The 15,631-nt window shown below is 74.9% G+C and carries 16 protein-coding genes and 1 pseudogene; 8 read left to right on the plus strand and 9 right to left on the minus strand.

The window, feature by feature from the left end:
• Together BMY61_RS32440 and BMY61_RS32445 are read left to right on the plus strand one after the other, a co-directional pair.
• A pseudogene (locus tag BMY61_RS32440) lies at positions 1-366 on the plus strand (xylose isomerase); the annotation flags it as partial.
• Positions 367-493: 127 nt separating this feature from the next.
• The gene (locus tag BMY61_RS32445) at positions 494-1,006 is read left to right on the plus strand and encodes an HPP family protein (protein ID WP_042450932.1); all 513 of its coding nucleotides are present in this window, start codon (positions 494-496) and stop codon (positions 1,004-1,006) included.
• Here the strand turns inward: BMY61_RS32445 and BMY61_RS32450 are convergent.
• Positions 908-2,410: a DHA2 family efflux MFS transporter permease subunit gene (locus BMY61_RS32450; RefSeq protein ID WP_063773297.1), complete on the minus strand. Its 1,503-nt coding sequence runs from the start codon at positions 2,408-2,410 to the stop codon at positions 908-910. The genes BMY61_RS32445 and BMY61_RS32450 overlap by 99 nt on opposite strands.
• A 201-nt stretch (positions 2,411-2,611) precedes the next feature.
• On the opposite strand from BMY61_RS32450, the gene BMY61_RS32455 reads away from it, so the two are divergent.
• The 3 genes from BMY61_RS32455 (at position 2,612) to BMY61_RS32465 (ending at position 7,063) form a co-directional block, all read left to right on the plus strand.
• Positions 2,612-2,986, plus strand: coding sequence for a YciI family protein (locus BMY61_RS32455; RefSeq protein WP_042451031.1), 375 nt, complete (start codon positions 2,612-2,614; stop codon positions 2,984-2,986).
• Positions 2,987-3,023: 37 nt separating this feature from the next.
• Positions 3,024-4,280 (plus strand): RNA polymerase sigma factor, encoded by a 1,257-nt coding sequence (locus BMY61_RS32460; RefSeq protein ID WP_042450927.1) that lies wholly within the window; start codon positions 3,024-3,026, stop codon positions 4,278-4,280.
• Between the two features lie 167 nt (positions 4,281-4,447).
• Positions 4,448-7,063: a SpoIIE family protein phosphatase gene (locus BMY61_RS32465; protein ID WP_425314720.1), complete on the plus strand. Its 2,616-nt coding sequence runs from the start codon at positions 4,448-4,450 to the stop codon at positions 7,061-7,063.
• A 25-nt stretch (positions 7,064-7,088) separates the two neighbouring features.
• Here BMY61_RS32465 and BMY61_RS32470 read toward each other — a convergent pair whose 3' ends face one another.
• The 7 genes from BMY61_RS32470 to BMY61_RS32495 form a co-directional block, all read right to left on the minus strand.
• Positions 7,089-7,877 carry an SAM-dependent methyltransferase gene (locus BMY61_RS32470; protein WP_052438919.1) on the minus strand — a complete coding sequence of 263 codons (789 nt, stop codon included), beginning with the start codon at positions 7,875-7,877 and terminating at the stop codon, positions 7,089-7,091.
• Positions 7,878-7,940: 63 nt separating this feature from the next.
• Entirely contained in the window at positions 7,941-8,828 is an 888-nt protein-coding gene (gene pqqB / locus BMY61_RS32475; protein ID WP_042450924.1) for a pyrroloquinoline quinone biosynthesis protein PqqB, read from the minus strand.
• On the minus strand, positions 8,825-9,940 hold the full coding sequence (gene pqqE, locus BMY61_RS32480) for a pyrroloquinoline quinone biosynthesis protein PqqE (RefSeq protein ID WP_042450922.1): 1,116 nt from the start codon (positions 9,938-9,940) through the stop codon (positions 8,825-8,827). The genes pqqB and pqqE overlap by 4 nt, the downstream gene beginning before the upstream one ends.
• Entirely contained in the window at positions 9,933-10,229 is a 297-nt protein-coding gene (pqqD, locus tag BMY61_RS32485) for a pyrroloquinoline quinone biosynthesis peptide chaperone PqqD (protein ID WP_042450920.1), read from the minus strand. Before pqqD ends, pqqE begins: the two co-directional genes overlap by 8 nt.
• Positions 10,226-10,957 (minus strand): pyrroloquinoline-quinone synthase PqqC, encoded by a 732-nt coding sequence (pqqC, locus tag BMY61_RS32490; protein WP_042450918.1) that lies wholly within the window; start codon positions 10,955-10,957, stop codon positions 10,226-10,228. Before pqqC ends, pqqD begins: the two co-directional genes overlap by 4 nt.
• 14 nt (positions 10,958-10,971) lie before the next feature.
• Positions 10,972-11,148: a hypothetical protein gene (locus BMY61_RS46645; protein WP_169791865.1), complete on the minus strand. Its 177-nt coding sequence runs from the start codon at positions 11,146-11,148 to the stop codon at positions 10,972-10,974.
• A 258-nt stretch (positions 11,149-11,406) separates the two neighbouring features.
• Positions 11,407-12,135 (minus strand): hypothetical protein, encoded by a 729-nt coding sequence (locus BMY61_RS32495; protein WP_042450917.1) that lies wholly within the window; start codon positions 12,133-12,135, stop codon positions 11,407-11,409.
• Between the two features lie 199 nt (positions 12,136-12,334).
• On the opposite strand from BMY61_RS32495, the gene BMY61_RS32500 reads away from it, so the two are divergent.
• On the plus strand, positions 12,335-12,973 hold the full coding sequence (locus BMY61_RS32500) for a hypothetical protein (protein WP_042451027.1): 639 nt from the start codon (positions 12,335-12,337) through the stop codon (positions 12,971-12,973).
• On the opposite strand, the gene BMY61_RS32505 is transcribed toward BMY61_RS32500, so the two are convergent.
• A complete protein-coding gene (locus BMY61_RS32505) occupies positions 12,951-14,198 on the minus strand; it encodes an FAD-dependent monooxygenase (protein ID WP_042450916.1) in 1,248 nt (415 codons plus the stop codon). The genes BMY61_RS32500 and BMY61_RS32505 overlap by 23 nt on opposite strands.
• An 84-nt stretch (positions 14,199-14,282) precedes the next feature.
• Here BMY61_RS32505 and BMY61_RS32510 point away from each other — a divergent pair, with 84 nt between their 5' ends.
• Both BMY61_RS32510 and BMY61_RS32515 read left to right on the plus strand, forming a co-directional pair.
• On the plus strand, positions 14,283-14,867 hold the full coding sequence (locus BMY61_RS32510; protein WP_042450915.1) for a TetR/AcrR family transcriptional regulator: 585 nt from the start codon (positions 14,283-14,285) through the stop codon (positions 14,865-14,867).
• Between the two features lie 18 nt (positions 14,868-14,885).
• On the plus strand, positions 14,886-15,398 hold the full coding sequence (locus tag BMY61_RS32515) for a putative immunity protein (protein WP_042450914.1): 513 nt from the start codon (positions 14,886-14,888) through the stop codon (positions 15,396-15,398).
• Positions 15,399-15,631: the final 233 nt, after the last annotated feature.

Raw genomic sequence — 15,631 nt, forward strand, 5'->3', positions numbered from 1 at the left:
CAGGCCTTCTGGCTGGTCGACCTGCTGGAATCGGCCGGCTACGACGGCCCGCGCCACTTCGACTTCAAGCCCCCGCGCACCGAGGACCTCTCCGGCGTCTGGGCCTCCGCCGCCGCCTGCATGCGCAACTACCTGCTGCTCGCCGAACGCGCCCGCGCCTTCCGCGCCGACCCGGACGTCGTCGCCGCGCTGACCGCCGCCCGCCTGCCCGAACTCGCCCTCCCCACCGCCCAGGACGGCCTCGCCGGCCTCCTCGCCGACCGGGACGCCTTCGAGGACTTCGACGTCGACACCGCCGCCCGCCGCGGCATGGCCTTCGAGGTCCTGGACCAGCTCGCCATGGAACACCTCCTCGGCGCCCGCTGAGCCCCGTGCCCCGCCCCGCGGGCACGCCCCCACTCAGGGCCGTGCCCGCGGAGTAAGACGACTGACCAGCGAGTTCAACATGCTGTTTATGCTCGGGCGGTCCGATCCGACCTGCCCGGAGCTCGTTATGCCGCCGCCCCCTGCCGCCAAGCCGTCGCACCCGTTGCAGGCGCTGCGGGCGGCGGTCTTCGCCGCGGGCGCCCTGTCGGTTCTGGTCGGTGTCGGCGTGCTGCTCCACCAGCCGATGCTGATACCGCCGCTGGCCGCCAGCGCGGCCCTCGTCCACGGCGCTCCGGGACTGCCGATCTCGCAGCCCCGGAACCTGATCGGCGGACAACTGCTCTGCGCGCTCATCGGGTTCGGCACCCTCGCGGTGACCGGCAGCAGTGCCTGGGGCGCCGCGGTCGCGGCGGGCCTCTCGCTCGGCGCGATGCTGCTCACCCACCTCTCCCACTCACCGGCGGCCGCGACCTCGGTGATCGTTGTGCTCCAGGCCCCGCACCCGGTGCCCTTTCTGGGCCTGCTGGCCCTGGCCACGCTGCTACTCGTCGGCGTCGGCCTGTTGCCGGCGCGCATCGGCGGCCACCCCGTCCGCTACCCGGTCACCTGGGGACGTCAGCGCGCCACCGGTCACGAGTGAGCCGCTCCGGCTCGGGGCGCAGGCGCCGGCGACGGCGCCGAGGAGTGACAGGACGGCGAGCGCGGCGACGGCCGGGCGGAACCCGGCGGCGAACCGGGCCGGGCTCTCCAGGGCGCCGTAGTGGGTGAACAGCGCCAGCGCCAGGGCGATGCCGAAGGCGCCGCCCAGCTGGCGGAAGGTGTTGCTGCTGCCCGCCGCCTTGCCGATGCCCGACGGCGGAACCGCGCCGAGGATCACGGTCTGCACCGTCGGCAGCGCCATCGAGATCCCGACGCCGGCCGCGACCAGTCCCACCGCCAGCGCGGCGTAGGACGGGGACGTGCCCGCGGTCAGCGCCACGAAGGCCAGCCCGGCCGCCTGAAGGGCGAGCCCGGAGGCGAGGATCCAACGCTCGCCGATCCGGTCGGAGAGGTTGCCCGCAATCGGCGCGACGACCATGGGCGTGGCGGTCCAGGGCAGCAGGCGCAGCCCCGCGGCGAGCGGGTCGTCGCCGCCGACGATCTGGAAGTACTGGGCCATCAGGAAGACGGCACCGAACAGGCTCGCCGTCATCAGGAAGCCGGCCGCGTGCCCGGCGGAGAAGGCGCGGGAGCGGAAGTACGGCATCGGCAGCATCGGCGTCCGGGTCCGCAGCTCCCAGAGCACGAAGGCCGTGAGCAGGGCCGCTCCGCCGAGGAGCGCGGTGAGGATCTCGGGGCTGGTCCAGCCGGAGGCGTTGCCCCGGACCAGGCCCCAGACCAGGCCGAGTGCGCCCAGGGCGACGAGCGCGAGGCCCGGAAGGTCCAGCGGACCGCCCGGCCCCCGGCTCTCCGGCACGTGGCGGACGATCAGCGGGACCAGGACCACGCCGAGCACCACGTTGATCCAGAAGATCCACTGCCAGCCCAGTCCCTGGACGACCGCGCCGCCGATCAGCGGCCCCGCGGCCACGGCGAGACCGGTCAGGCCGCCCCACACGCCGATGGCCCGGCCGCGCTGCGCGGGCGGGAACGTCGCGCCGAGGATGGCGAGGGTCAGCGGCATGACGGTGGCGGCGCCCACACCCTGCGCCGCACGGGCGGCGATCAGCGGCCCGATCGAGGGCGCGAGCGCGCACGCGGCCGAGCAGAGCGAGAAGAGGGTCAGGCCGACGACGAGCACCCGCCGCCGTCCGTAGCGGTCCCCGAGCGCGGCGGCGGGGAGGATCGAGACGGCGAGCGCGAGCGTGTAGGCGTTCACTGTCCAGCCCAGCTGCTCGGGCGTCGCCCGGATCGCGTGCTGGATCGTGGTGAGCGCGGTCGTCACGACAAGGGTGTCGAGTACGGCCATGAACGCGGCGGCGGACATCAGGGCGAGGACCCAGCCGTGGCGGTCGGTCGAGGCCGCGCCGGGGGCGCGGGCGGTGGTGAGCTGCTGCGTGGTCATCGGAGGCTCCCGTTCGGGACGCGCGGTGGAGCGCGTGCTCTGCCTCTGGACGAACGGCGCCGCGGGGAAAGGACAGCGCGGAGGGACCGGCCGGGAAGTTTTCTCTGCCCGAATGTCCCGCGCGTCAGGCCTCGTTCGTCCCTAGGGTGAGGACGAGGGCGCCCGCCCGGTCCGGACAGCGAGTCCGAAAGGTTGACCGTCATGCTCTACGCCGCGCTCATCTACACGCCCGATCTCGACTTCGCCGAGCCCGAGATCGCCAAGGAGTGGCTTCCGCAGTACGCCGCCTTCCGCAGTGAGGCGGACGAGCACGTGGTCGGCGGCAAGGCCCTCGCACAGACCGCCACGGCGACCACCGTGCGGGTTCTCGGCGCGCGTGGCGGCGAGGTGGTGGTCAGCGACGGCCCCTACGCCGAGACCAAGGAGGCGCTGACCGGCTTCTACCTGCTGGAGTGCGAGGACCTCGACGAGGCCGTCGCCCTGGCCGCGAAGATTCCCGGGGCCTGGCACGGCGCGATCGAGGTGCGGCCCGTCGCCGACTTCAGCGCGGTGCAGTCGCTGCTGACGTCCGAGTAGCCGCAGGGGCCCCGACAGAGGCCCGAAGGGAACGCCCGTGGAGGACCCGCTCGCGCGGACCGTCCGGCTGGAGGGGGCCAGGATCCTGGCCACCCTCGTGCGGACGGTCGGCGATCTCGGCATCGCCGAGGACGCGGTGCAGGAGGCCACCATCACCGCGATGCGCGAGTGGCCGGTCTCCGGCGTGCCCGAGAGCCCGCGGGCCTGGCTGACGGTGGTGGCCCGCCGCAAGGCGACCGATCTCGTGCGCAGGGAGGGCCTGCGCGGCCGCAAGGAGCGGGAGGCGACGCAGTTGCTGGACCAGACGGCCCCCGAGCCGCCGGAGCCGGTCGGCGCGGTGGGCTCCGACGACCAACTACGGCTCATCTTCGTCTGCTGCCATCCCACGCTCGCTCCCGAGGCCCGGGTGGCGCTGGCCCTGCGCACACTCTGTGGCCTGGAGGTGCCGGAGGTGGCCGCCGCCCTGCTGACCAGCGAGGCGGCCATGGCCAAGCGGCTGACCCGGTCCCGCCAGAAGATCAAGCAGGCCGGCATCCGGTACCGGGTGCCCGCCGAGGCCGAGCTGCCCGCCCGGCTCGCGGCCGTCTGCGGCGTCCTGCACGGCCTCTACACCGCCGGCCACACCCGGCTCGACGGCGCGACGCTGCTCGACGTGGACCTGTGCGACGAGGCGGTGCGGCTGGCCCGGCTGCTGCGCGACCTGCTGCCGGGCCGGCCCGGGCCGGAGGCGCTGCTCGCGCTGCTGCTGCTCACCGAGGCGCGCCGCCCGGCCCGGATCGACCCCGACGGTGCGCCGGTCCTGCTCGCCGCCCAGGACCGCGGCCGCTGGGACCGGGCCGCGATCGACGAGGGCCTGCACCTCCTGGCCACCTCCCTGGAGCGCACCGAGGGGCAGGCCGACCCGTACCAGCTCCAGGCGGCGATCGCCGCCGTGCACGCCCTCGCGCCGACCGCCGAGGCCACCGACTGGCCCGAGATCGTGCGCCTCTACGACCTGCTGATCTCCGTTCAACCCGCGAGCACGCCCGCCGCGCTCGGCCGGGCCGTCGCCGTGGCCGAGGCCTACGGTGCCCCGGCCGGCCTGGCGGCCCTGGACGCTCTCGACGCGCAGGCGCCCGATCCGCACGACCACCGTCGCACCGCTATCCGCGCCGAGCTCCTCGCCCGCACGGGCCGCCTTGCCGAGGCCGCCGCCACGATGCGCCGCTCCCTCGACGGCCCCCTCCCGGACCCGGAACGCGCCCACCGCCTGCGCCGCGTCGCGGAGTGGGAGACCGCCGAGGACCGGCCCTAGCTCCGCCGATTACCGACCGCTACTTGCGTGGTCACAGGTGTGCAGGTTAAGGATGGGGGGTGCGCAGACGCCACCGCGAGGCCTCGACGCACCGTGACCGCGGTGCGTCGTCCGAGCCGGGCTCGAACAGTCCGAGCGGTCCGCGCCGCGGGCGCGGGCTGAGCCGGATGCTCTCCGCCCGGAGCCTGGCCGGGCGGATGTTCCTGACCGGCCTGCTGATCGTGCTGCTGCTGGTGGCGGCGGCCGTCACCGCGATGGTGCTCCAGGCCCGCTCCAGCACGGTCAGCGACGCCCGCCGGGTCACCCGGGGCGTCGCCGAGGCGTTCGCGAGCGGACCGGGGCTCGCCCAGGCCCTGGAGAGCTCGAACCCGTCGGCGGTGCTGGAGCCACGCGCCGAGGCGGTACGGCAGGCCACCGGCGTGGACTCGGTCGTGGTCTTCAACACCCGCTACGTCCAGCTCACCTCGCCGGACCCGACCTTCGTCGGTCGCCCCTACCAGGCGCCCCCCTTCGTGACGCAGGAGGTGGTGCCGAAGCTGCTGGCCGGCCAGACCGTCACCTTCACCCTGAGCGAGCCGGGGTTCAGCTCGATCGCCACCGCCGTCCCGATCTTCGACCCGGCCCACCGGCCGCTCGGCGTGGTCGTCGTCAACATCACCGTCGGCCGGGTCAACTCGCTGGTCGACACCCACCTGCCGATCCTGATCGGCGGCGCCGCCGTCGGGCTGGTGCTGGCGGCCGCAGGCACCGCCTACGCCTCCCGGCGGCTGCTGCGGCAGACCCGGGGCCTCGGCCCGACCGAGCTGTCCCGGATGTACGAGCACCACGAGGCCGTGCTGCACGCGGTCCGCGAGGGCGTGCTGATCATCGGCGGTGACGGACGCCTGACGCTCGCCAACGACGAGGCACGCCGGCTGCTGGACCTGCCGGCCGAGGCCGAGGGCCGATCCGTCGCCTCGCTCGGCCTCGACCCCGCCACGACCGAGCTGCTCACCTCCGCGGACGAGGTGACCGACGGCATCCACCGGGCCGGTGACCGCCTGCTCGCGGTGAACAAGCGCCCCACCGCGCCCTACGGCGGCCTGCCCGGCAGCGTCGTCACGCTGCGCGACACCACCGAGCTGCACGAGCTCACCGACCGCATCGAGGTCGCCGGGCAGCGCCGGCAGTTGCTCTACGAGGCGGGCATGCGGATCGGCCGGACCCTGGACATGACGCGCACCTGCGAGGAGCTCGCAGAGGTCGCGGTCGGCGGGTTCGCCGACACCGTCACCGTCGACCTGGTCGACGCCGTCACCCGCGGCGAGGAGCCGCCGCGGACGGCCGCGTTGCTGCGCCGTACCGCACTGCGCGGTCGTCCGGGCGTGGGCTCGCCCGGGTCCGCCGCGCCGGTCGGCGCCAGCGTGACCGTCACCGCCGGCAGCCCGCAGGAGCGCGCCGTGACCAGTGACGAGGCGGTGCCGGACGACCACCACGGGACGCTGACCGTCGCCCTGCGGATGCGCGGAGGCCTGCTCGGCCTGGTCCAGTTCCGCCGCGCCGTCACGAGCGCGCCCTTCGACGCCGACGACCTGCTGCTGGCGAAGGACCTGGCCGCGCGCGCCGCGATGTCCGTCGACAACGCCCGTCGGTTCACCCGCGAGCACGGCACCGCCGTCGCCCTGCAGCGCAGCCTGCTGCCGCGCAGCGTGCCCGAACGCACCGGGCTGGAGGTGGCGCACCGCTACCTGCCCGCCACCGCGGGCGTCGGCGGCGACTGGTTCGACGTCATCGCCCTGCCCGGCTTCCGCACCGCCCTGGTCGTCGGGGACGTGGTCGGCCACGGCATCAACGCCGCCGTCGCGATGGGCCGACTGCGCACCGCGATCCGGACCTTCTGCGCCCTCGACCTGCCGCCCGACGAGGTGCTGGGCCGACTGGACGAGCTCGTCTCCCAGCTCGACGAGGAGTCCACCGACGTCAGCTTCACCGGGTCCACCTGCGTGTACGCGGTCTACGACCCCGTCGTGGGCGTCTGCACCGTCTCCCGTGCCGGGCATCCGGCGCCGGTCGTGCTGACCCCGGACGGGCGGCTGGACCGCCCCGAGGTGGCCGTCTCGCCGCCGCTGGGCGTCGGCGGGCACCCGTTCGAGACCACCGAGATCCCGCTCGCCCCCGGCTCCCAGCTGCTGCTGTTCAGCGACGGCCTGGTCGAGTCCCGCGAGCAGGACGGCGACCAGGGCCTGGAACGCCTGCGCGCGGCCCTCGAGGGCCGCGGCGGCACGAGCCCGGAGGAGACCTGCTCCGCCGCGATCCAGGCCGGCCCGAGCCCCCACCCCACCGACGACATCGCCCTCCTCGTCGCCCGCACCACGCTGCTGCGCCCGGACCAGGTCGCCACCTGGGACGTGCCGAGCGACCCCGCCGCGGTCGGACCGGTGCGCAACGCCTGCGTGAAGCAACTGGCCGAGTGGGGTCTTGAGGAGATCTCCTTCAACACCGAGCTGATCCTGAGCGAGCTCATCACCAACGCCATCCGCTACGGCGCCTCACCCGTCCGTGTGCGCCTCCTGCGCGACACCGCCCTGGTCTGCGAGGTCTCCGACGCCAGCAGCACCGCTCCGCACCTGCGCTGGGCCGCGACCACCGACGAGGGCGGTCGCGGCATCTTCCTCGTCGCCAAACTCGCGCACCGCTGGGGCACCCGCTACACCCCCACGGGCAAGGTCATCTGGTCCGAGCAGTCCCTGACGGAGAGCGCACCCGGGGACGGGCCGCTGTTCGCCTTTGAGGAGGACTGGTGACGGACCGTCGCACGGGCCGTGGTGATCAGGGCTTGCGGGCGACGCCGACGGCGGCGAGGCGGAGCACGGGGTGGTCGGCGGGGGAGGGGGTGTCCGCGTCCGGGCGCCACTCGGCGACGCCGACGACGCCGGGGTCGAGCAGGTCCAGGCCGGAGAGGAACGCCGCGACCTCGTCGCGGGTGCGGAACTGGCCGCGTCCGACGCCCTGCCGCAGGGCGGCCTCCGCCTCGGCGGTGTCGGCGTCGACCTCCGGCCCTGCGGTGGTCAGGTGGTGGACGAAGACGTAGCTGCCGGACGGCAGCGCGTCGACCAGGCCGCGGACCAGGCCGTAGGGGTCCTCCTCGTCCAGGACGTAGTGCAGGATGCCGCAGAGCAGCAGCCCGACCGGCTGGTCGAGGTCGATGTGGGCGCGCAGCGTCGGGTCGGCCAGGAGCTCGGCGGGGCGGCGCAGGTCGCCGTCGGTGACGACGGTCTGCTTGTTGTCGGCCAGCAGCGCGCGGGCGTGGGCGAGCACGGTCGCGTCGTTGTCGACGTAGACGACGTGCGTGTCGGGCGCGATGCGCTGCGCCACCTGATGCACGTTCTCCGCCGTGGGCAGCCCGGAGCCGATGTCGACGAGCTGCCGCAGGCCCTCGACGCGCACCAGATGGTCCACCACCCGTCGCAGCACCGCGCGTTGCTGCTGCACACCGAGGTGCACCTGCGGGAGCGCGCCGGCGATCCGCTCGCCGAGGGCCCGGTCGGCCTCGAAGTTGTCCTTGCCGCCCAGGAGATAGTCGTAGACGCGGGCGATGTTCGGCGGCGGGGTTTCCACGGTGCTCCACTCCAGTCGGGTGGGCCTGATCGTACAGGCGTGCCAGAAGCGGTCCGATCGCCGTCAGGGCAGGGCGAGTTCGGTCCCGTCGGGGAGCAGCTCCACGCCGGCGGCCTTCAGCTCCGTGTGGGCGGCCGAGGCGGGGTCCAGCAGCGGGTTGGTGTTGTTGAGGTGGGTGTAGATCCGGCGGACGCGCGGATGGCGGGCGAGGGCGGACAGGCTGCCGTCCGGGCCGGAGATCGGCAGGTGGCCCATGGAGCGTTGGGCGCGAGCGCCGGGGGCGCGGGTGCCCAGCTCGTCGGCGGAGAGGAAGGTGCCGTCGAGCAGGGCGCAGTCGACGCCTGCGACGAGCGCGTCCAGGGCGGGCGTCCAGCGGCCGAAACAGGGCGCGTAGAGCAGGGCGGCTCCCGTCGCCGGCTCCGCGATGCGCAGCGCGCTGACCCACGATCCGTCCGTCGCGGGGGAGTCGACGAACTTCGGCGCCTTGCTGCCGAGCTGGTGGACCGTCACCGAGAGCCCGCCGACGAGCTCGTGCGCCGCGCCGCCCGGCACGAGCGCGGTCCAACGCCAGGGCGTGTAGCGGTCGATGGCGTCGCGCAGCGGCACCGCGCCCAGGACCGTCGAGGTCGCGAGGACCTCGAGGCCGGGGCCGCCACGCAGCAGCGGCAGGCCGAGGGTGTGGTCGGCCTCGGCGTCGGTGAGCAGGACGCCGCGTAGCGGGGTGTCGCGCGGACCCGGGCCGGGGGCGAGCTCCGGGGCGGCCAGGAGCTGTGCCCCCAGGTCCGGCGAGGCGTTCAGCAGCCACCAGGAGCGGGAGTCGCCGCTGACGGCCACGCAGTCCTGGGTGCGCCCCGGCAGCCGTCCGGCCCGCGCCCTCCGGCAGAGCGGACAGGCGCAGTTCCACTGCGGGAAGCCGCCCCCGGCGGCGGTACCGAGCAGGAGCACCCTCACGTCAGCACCCGCATCGCGTAGTTCGGCCGCAGCTCCGGGCCGGCCTCGGCCAACGCGGCGTCGACCAGCGGACGGTCGGGGGAGAGGCCGCAGACCGGGTCGGTGCGGGCGGCGTCCCCGGTGAGCTGGAAGGCCTGGCAGCGGCAGCCGCCGAAGTCCTCGTGACGCTGCGGACAGGAGCGACAGGGTCCGGACATCCACTCCGTGCCACGGAAGGCGTTGAACGATGCCGAGGCGTACCAGATCTCCGCGAGCGGGCGCCGCAGCACGTTCTCGACCGGCAGCGTGCGGATCACCGATGCGGCCGGGCACGGCAGCACGTCGCCCGCCGGGGTGACGGTGAGCTGCCGCCGGGCCCAGCCGTCCATGCACGGCTTGGGACGGTCGGCGTAGTGGTCGGCGACCACGTGGACGATCTCCGGCCCGCCGTCGGGAGCGGCCCCGTACCGGGCCCGGGCCCGCGCCACGGCGTCCCGGGACGACTCGAGCTGGGCGCGCGTGGGCAGCAGCGCCGCGCGGTTGCGCAGGCCCCAGCCGTAGAACTGGGTGTTGGCCAGCTCGATCCGGTCCGCGCCGAGCGAGACCGCGAGATCGACGATCCGCTCCGTCCGGTCGATGTTGGCCCGGTGCAGCACCACGTTGACGGTCAGCGGAAGCCCGGCGGCGGTGACGGCCTCCGCAGCGGCGAGCTTCGCGGCATGCACCCGTGCGCCGGCCACCCGGTCGCCGTCGGCCGCGTCGGCGTCCTGGAGGGAGAGCTGCACGTGGTCCACGCCGCGCTCGGCCAGGAGCAGGGCGCGCTCGCGGGTCAGGCCGACCCCGCTGGTGACCAGGTTGACGTAGGCGCCCAGGCCTCGTGCGTGCGCGGCGAGTTCGGGAAGGTCCGGGCGCGCGAGCGGTTCCCCGCCGGAGAGGTGGATCTGCACCACGCCCAGGGCGCGGGCCTGGGCGAACACCTCGCACCACTGGTCCGTGCCCAGTTCCGCTGCCCGCGCCACGAGTTCGAGCGGATTGGAGCAGTAGGGGCAGTGCAGGGGGCAGCGGTGGGTCAGTTCGGCGAGCAGCCCGAACGGGGCGGGTGCCGCGTCGGCCGCAGGTGCCGTGTCAGCCATACGCCACCACGCGGCGTGCCGCGAGACGGGCGAGCAGCTCGTCGACGTCCGCGCGGCTGACCTGCGCGTACCGCTCGCCGAGGGCCGCCACGACGGCGTCCACCGAGCGTCGTCCGTCGCAGAGCGCGAGCACGGCGGCGGCGGTCGGGTTGAGCACCAGGACACCCTCCGGCTGCAGGACCAGGTCCGCGCCCCGGGTGGCGTCGTGGGACAGCCGGACCCCGCGTCGCAGGCGCGGCGCGGCGGGCTGCTGAGCGGGCGCGGGCGCGGGCGCGGGCGCGGCGCTCATGGTCGCGCCCGCAGGGAGGTCGCGCGGTGGTCCACCGTGTCGAGCACCGCCTGCAGCACGTCGCACTTGAACGACAACGCGGCCACGCAGGCCTCCTGATCGGCGCGGGTGGTGGCATGACGGACCACCAGGTCCAGTGTGGCGGCGCCCTCGGCGTCGACGACGTCGATGCGGGCGGTGAAGTACGCCAGCCCTTCCTCGGAGATCCACGGATAATGCTCCCGCATCCGGCCGAGCCGGTGGCGCAGCAGGCCCGGCGAGAAGAGCTCCGTCAGCCCGGAGGCGACCGACTCCAGCCAGGGCCGCTGCCGCGCGAAGGTGACGTAGGCGTCGACGGCGAAGCGCACCCCGGGCAGGACGTGCTCCTCGGAGAGCACCTCTGCCCGGCTGAGCCCGACCGCCTCGGCCAGCCGCAACCACTTCTCCGCGCCGCCCGCCCCGGCATCCGCGCCGTCGTGGTAGACGATCCGCGGCAGCCACTGCCGACGGACCTCCGGCAGCGGGCAGTTGGCGAGGATCGCGGCGTCCTTCTGTGGAATGCACCGCTGGTAGTACCACCGGTTGGCGGCCCACAGGCGCAGCTCGTCCTTGCCGAGCAGGCCCGCGTGCAGACGTGTGTGGAACGGGTGACCGTCCCAGTAGCGGGGCTCGAGCGCGTACAGCGCGGCACGGAACTCGGCGTCGCCGAGGACGGGCGCCCCCTCGGGGGCGGCGGTGAGCAGGCTCATGCGCTGCGGCCCGCTCAGTCGCGGGCCGAGTAGGCGGTGACCTCCAGCGCGGTGTCGTACGCCTCGAAGTCCGGCCGGACCCAGACGTCCCGGACCGGCGGCCGGTCGGCCGCCCGCTGCTGCGGCGCGGCGTCGTTCCCGGTCGTGCCGTGGGAAGAGACTGTGCTGGTGGAAGAGAGGGTGGGGACCACGGGAATCACTCCTCGCATCGCGATCGGCCTCGGCGGGCGACGGCGACCGCCGCGACGGTGCGCGGCGGCCCACCACAAGCGTGCATCCGGCCGCCCGTGCCCGCTCCTCGGACGCGCCCCGAGCGGGTGTCACGCGCCACCCGCTCGGCCCAGTCCGGTGGCGGCCGTCGGGGCGCCCGCGGACCGTGCCCGGGCGGGGGTGGGGCCCGGCGGTCCCCACCCCCGCCCGGGACGATCCGCGGGCGCCGGCTCGTCGGCTCAGATCTGCTTCAGATCGGCCGTCAGGGTGGCGATGTCGATGCCGTTGACCTGCCCGGCCTCGCGGTACTCCTGCGCCAGCACCGCCCACGCCTCGTCCCCGTAGGTCTGCCACCAGTCCCAGGCGACCTGCTGCACCGCGCCCCAGGTGATGACGTAGAGCCAGTCGGCGTCGTACCCGAGCAGCGGGATGGCGTGGCCGCCCTCGATGGGCTGGGTCTGCCAGTCGGGCGCCAGCGTCCAGGGCTTGCCGTCCTGGAACTGCGTCTGGGCGTTGGCCGGGACCTGGATGCCCGCGTACACCCCGCCGAAGAGCGCGATGGTCTGCTTGATCGCCGTCTGGGCGTGGACGTTGACCGGCGCGTAGCCGATGACCTGGTTGCCCCACAGGCCCGTGGTCTGCCAGCTCGACAGGACCTGGGACTCGACCAGCCCCGTGTCCTTGCCGCCGGAGAGCTGGAAGTACTGGTCCACGACCTGCTGCTCCGTCGGCACCGTGTCGCTCTGGCCGGTCTGCGCGTTCCACGACTGGATCAGGTGCGCGGCCGCGGCCATGGTGCAGTCGCCGTACTGGTCGTTGCCGTCCATCGGCCAGGTGCCGACCTTCGTGGCCCAGTCCACCGCCGCGGGCGGCGCGGGCAGCGGCGCCTTCGCGTAGGCGGTGAACTCCTTGAGGCCGACCGGGAACTGCGGTCCGAGCTTGCCGAACTTACCGGTGACGCGCGCCATCTGTGATCTCCCTCCGGGAGTGGGCGGCCGGACCGCCCCCCTGTGGTCGCTTTCCACCATTCCAGATCAACTGGGCATGTACGAGACATTTGGTGCACTCGTCCGGGTGAAGTCCGTTTCGCGACGTAGTCGCGGCGCTCCTAGGGTGGGGCCTTCAGTGGCCTTCAGCGGCCATCCGGGCCGGACGGAGGGAGCCGTCGTGGGAGCTTGGCGTCGGACGGGCGCGGCGGTGGTCCTCACGCTCGCCCTGTCGAGCTGCGGCGGCACTGCCGGTTCACGGACCTCCGCTGCGGACCCCGGGACCGCCCTGGCGGTCGGTCCCGGGCCGCAGAGCGCGTACCAGGTGGCCCCGCAGCCACCCGCCGGGAGCTGCCACTACGGTCAGGGTTCCGGCGCGCAGCCGCTGCCGGACCGTCACTGCACGCCCGGCGCCGTGAACCCCGCCGTCACCCAGGCCAACCTGCGCCAGACCCTGTGCCGCCGCGGCGGCTACACGGCGAGCGTCCGGCCCCCGAAGGCGGTGACGGACGTCGAGAAGCGCCTGAATGCGACGTCCTACGCCTACAAGGGCCGTCTCTCCGACGCCGAGTACGACCACCTGATCCCGCTGGGTGTCGGCGGCGACCCCAACGACCCCCGCAACCTCTGGGTCGAACCGCCCTCCCCGGGCCACACCCCGGGCTCCGGCCCGGCCAACCCCAAGGACGATGTCGAGTCAGCCCTCCACGACGCCGTCTGCTCGGGGCAGGTGGGTCTCACCGCCGCCCAGTCGGTGATCGCCTCGGACTGGACGACCGCCCTGGCCGCCCTCCACGTCACGCCTTCCCCACGCCGGTGAGGGCGCCGGGCCGCTGCGGCAGCGTCGGCGGGTGCCAGTCGAAGGTCGGGGCCATGCCGCGGACGACCGCGGATTCCGGGAGCAGGCCCGCGAGTGCGAGGGCGGTGTCGCGGAGGAGGACGCCCGGGCGGGAGTGGACTGCGACGGCGCGGGCGACGCGGGACGAGCGGAGGAGCACGTCGGTGGCGCGTGGCAGGCGGGCGGCGGAGTAGGCCCGTAGGGCGTCCGCGAGGGTGGGCGTCGCGCGGAGGGCGTGGGCGAGGACGACCGCGTCCTCGATCGCCTGGCAGGCGCCCTGCCCCTGGAACGGCGTCATGGCGTGGGCGGCGTCGCCGAGCAGGGCCACGCGGCCACGGTGGAAGGCGGGCAGCGCGGTGGTCATCTCGTGGACGTCGTTGCGCAGCACCAGCTCGGGCCGGGCGGCGGTCAGCAGTTCGGGCACGGGCGCGCACCAGGCGCCGAAGCGGCGCAGCAACTCGGCGCGCTCGTCGCCGTCTGCGGCACGTTCGCCGGCCGGGGCGAGCGCGGCGGCGTAGAGGTAGGTGCGCCGGTCGGGCAGCGGCAGCACGCCGGTCAGTGCGCCGGCGCCCCAGACCTCGCCGAGCGGGCCCGGCCGACGCCCGGTTGCCCGCTCCGGCCTCGGGATGACGGTGCGCCAAGTGGTGAACCCGGAGTAGCGCGGGCCGGGGTGCTCGGGGAAGAGCAGGCTCCGGGTGGGGGAGTGGATCCCGTCGGCGGAGACGATCAGCTCGGCGGCGAGCCGGGAGCCGTCGGGGGTGACGGCGACGGCCGGCCGGTCCGGGTCGGCGGGGTCTCCCGGGTCCAGCACGCGCAGCGCGCTGCCGGTGTGGAGGGCGCCGGCGCGCAGGTGTGCGGCCAGCAGTGCGACGAGTTCCGCGCGGTGGACGACGGCGAGCGGGTCGCCGAACGTGCGGGCGATGCCCTCGCCGCTGGTCCGGGCGAGCCAGCGGCCACTCGGGCGGCGCAGTCCGCCCTCGCCCTGGACGGTGGCGACGCCGCGCACCTCGTCGCCGAGGCCGAGGGTGTCCAGCGCCCGCAGGGCGTTCGGCGCGATCCCCAGGCCCGAGCCGACCGGCTCCAGCGCGGCCGCGCGTTCGTGCACCCCGACGTGGAACCCCGCCGCCTGCAGGGCGAGGGCGGCGGTGAGTCCGCCGATGCCGGCGCCGACGACGAGTGCGTGCGGGCGGTGCTGGGCTTCGCTCATGGCGGCCCCCCTTCGGCTCACTACGGATGTAGTCCATCGTACTACGGATGTAGTGACCGCTGGGAAGGGGGCATGATTTTGACCATGACCTCGCCGCGCACCCGCCTGATCGCCGACACCGCTGTCGCTCTGCTCGCCGACCGCGGCCTGCGTGGCCTGACCCATCGCGCCGTCGACGAGGCGGCGGGCCTGCCGCCCGGCTCCACCTCCAACGTCGCCCGCACCAGGGCGGCGCTGCTGACGCTGACCCTGGACCGGCTCGCCGAGGTGGAGGCGGCACCGTTGCAGACCTCGCCCCCCACGGCCGAGCTCACCCCCGAGGCCGCGCGCGGACTGCTCGTCTCCTTCCTCGTCGACGGGGTGGGCGCCGCGCTCACCACCGGCCGCGCCCTCACCCTCGCCCGCTTCGAGTTGGCCCTCGAGGCCGGTCGGGACCCCGAGGTCCGCGACCGCTACGACGCGCTCGGCGCGGGCTTCCGCGCGATCGCCGCGTCCCTCCTCGCCGCGGCCGGCGGTGAGGACGCCGAGCGTCGCGCGCGCTACCTGATCGCGTGGTGCGACGGCATCCTCTTCAACGCCACCGCCGGCTCCGGCCAGGCGGCCCCGCCGACCCCCGACGAGCTCCGCGAGCAGGCGGAGCTGCTGCTCCGTACCCTGCTCCAGCCCTGAGCGCAGTACGGTCGAACGGTGATCCTCCCCAAGGAGCGGGACCCCCGGTTCATCACCCTCCGCCGCGGCGGCTCGCTGACCGATGCCGACCACCACCTGCTGGCCCTGTGGGCGGCCGACTGTGCCGAGCACGTGCTGCCCCTGTTCGAGTCGGCGCAGCCGACGGACCTCCGACCGCGCGAGGCGATCGCGCAGGTACGGGCGTGGACGCGCGGCGAGATCCGCATGTCCGACTCCCGCGCGGCGGGCGGCCACGCCATGGCGGCGGCACGGGTGTTGACCGGCCCGGCACGCCACGCGGCGTTCGCGGCAGGTCAGGCCGCGGTGGTGGCGCACGTCGCCGCGCACGAACTGGGCGCCGCGGCCTACGCGATCAAAGCGGCGCGCGCGGCCGCGCCCACGGCCGAGGCCGAGAACGCGGGACGCCGAGAGTGCGCCTGGCAGCGCGACCGCCTCCCGGCGGCGATCCGCGCCCTCGTCCTGGACGACCAGCGCCTGCGCAACGACATCTGCTGGTCGGTGTTCGACTGACGGGGCGTCCGCCGATGCGGCGCGTGCGCCGCCGTGTGGGGGCCCTTGCTCCGCGCGTGGCCGTGTCGGGGCGCGCCGCTGCGCGTTCGCCGCGCGGCCGCCGCGCCTGCGGTTGGCGGCGTGGTCGTGTGACGGCCTCGCGCTCACGCGGCGGCCGCCGCCGCGCGTGCGCCGTCGTGTGGGGCCCCTGCTCCGCGCGTGGCCGTGTCGGGGCCCGCTCCTGCGCGTTCGCC

The organism is Streptacidiphilus jiangxiensis (assembly GCF_900109465.1).
In the GTDB taxonomy this organism is placed as follows: Bacteria; Actinomycetota; Actinomycetes; order Streptomycetales; family Streptomycetaceae; genus Streptacidiphilus; species Streptacidiphilus jiangxiensis.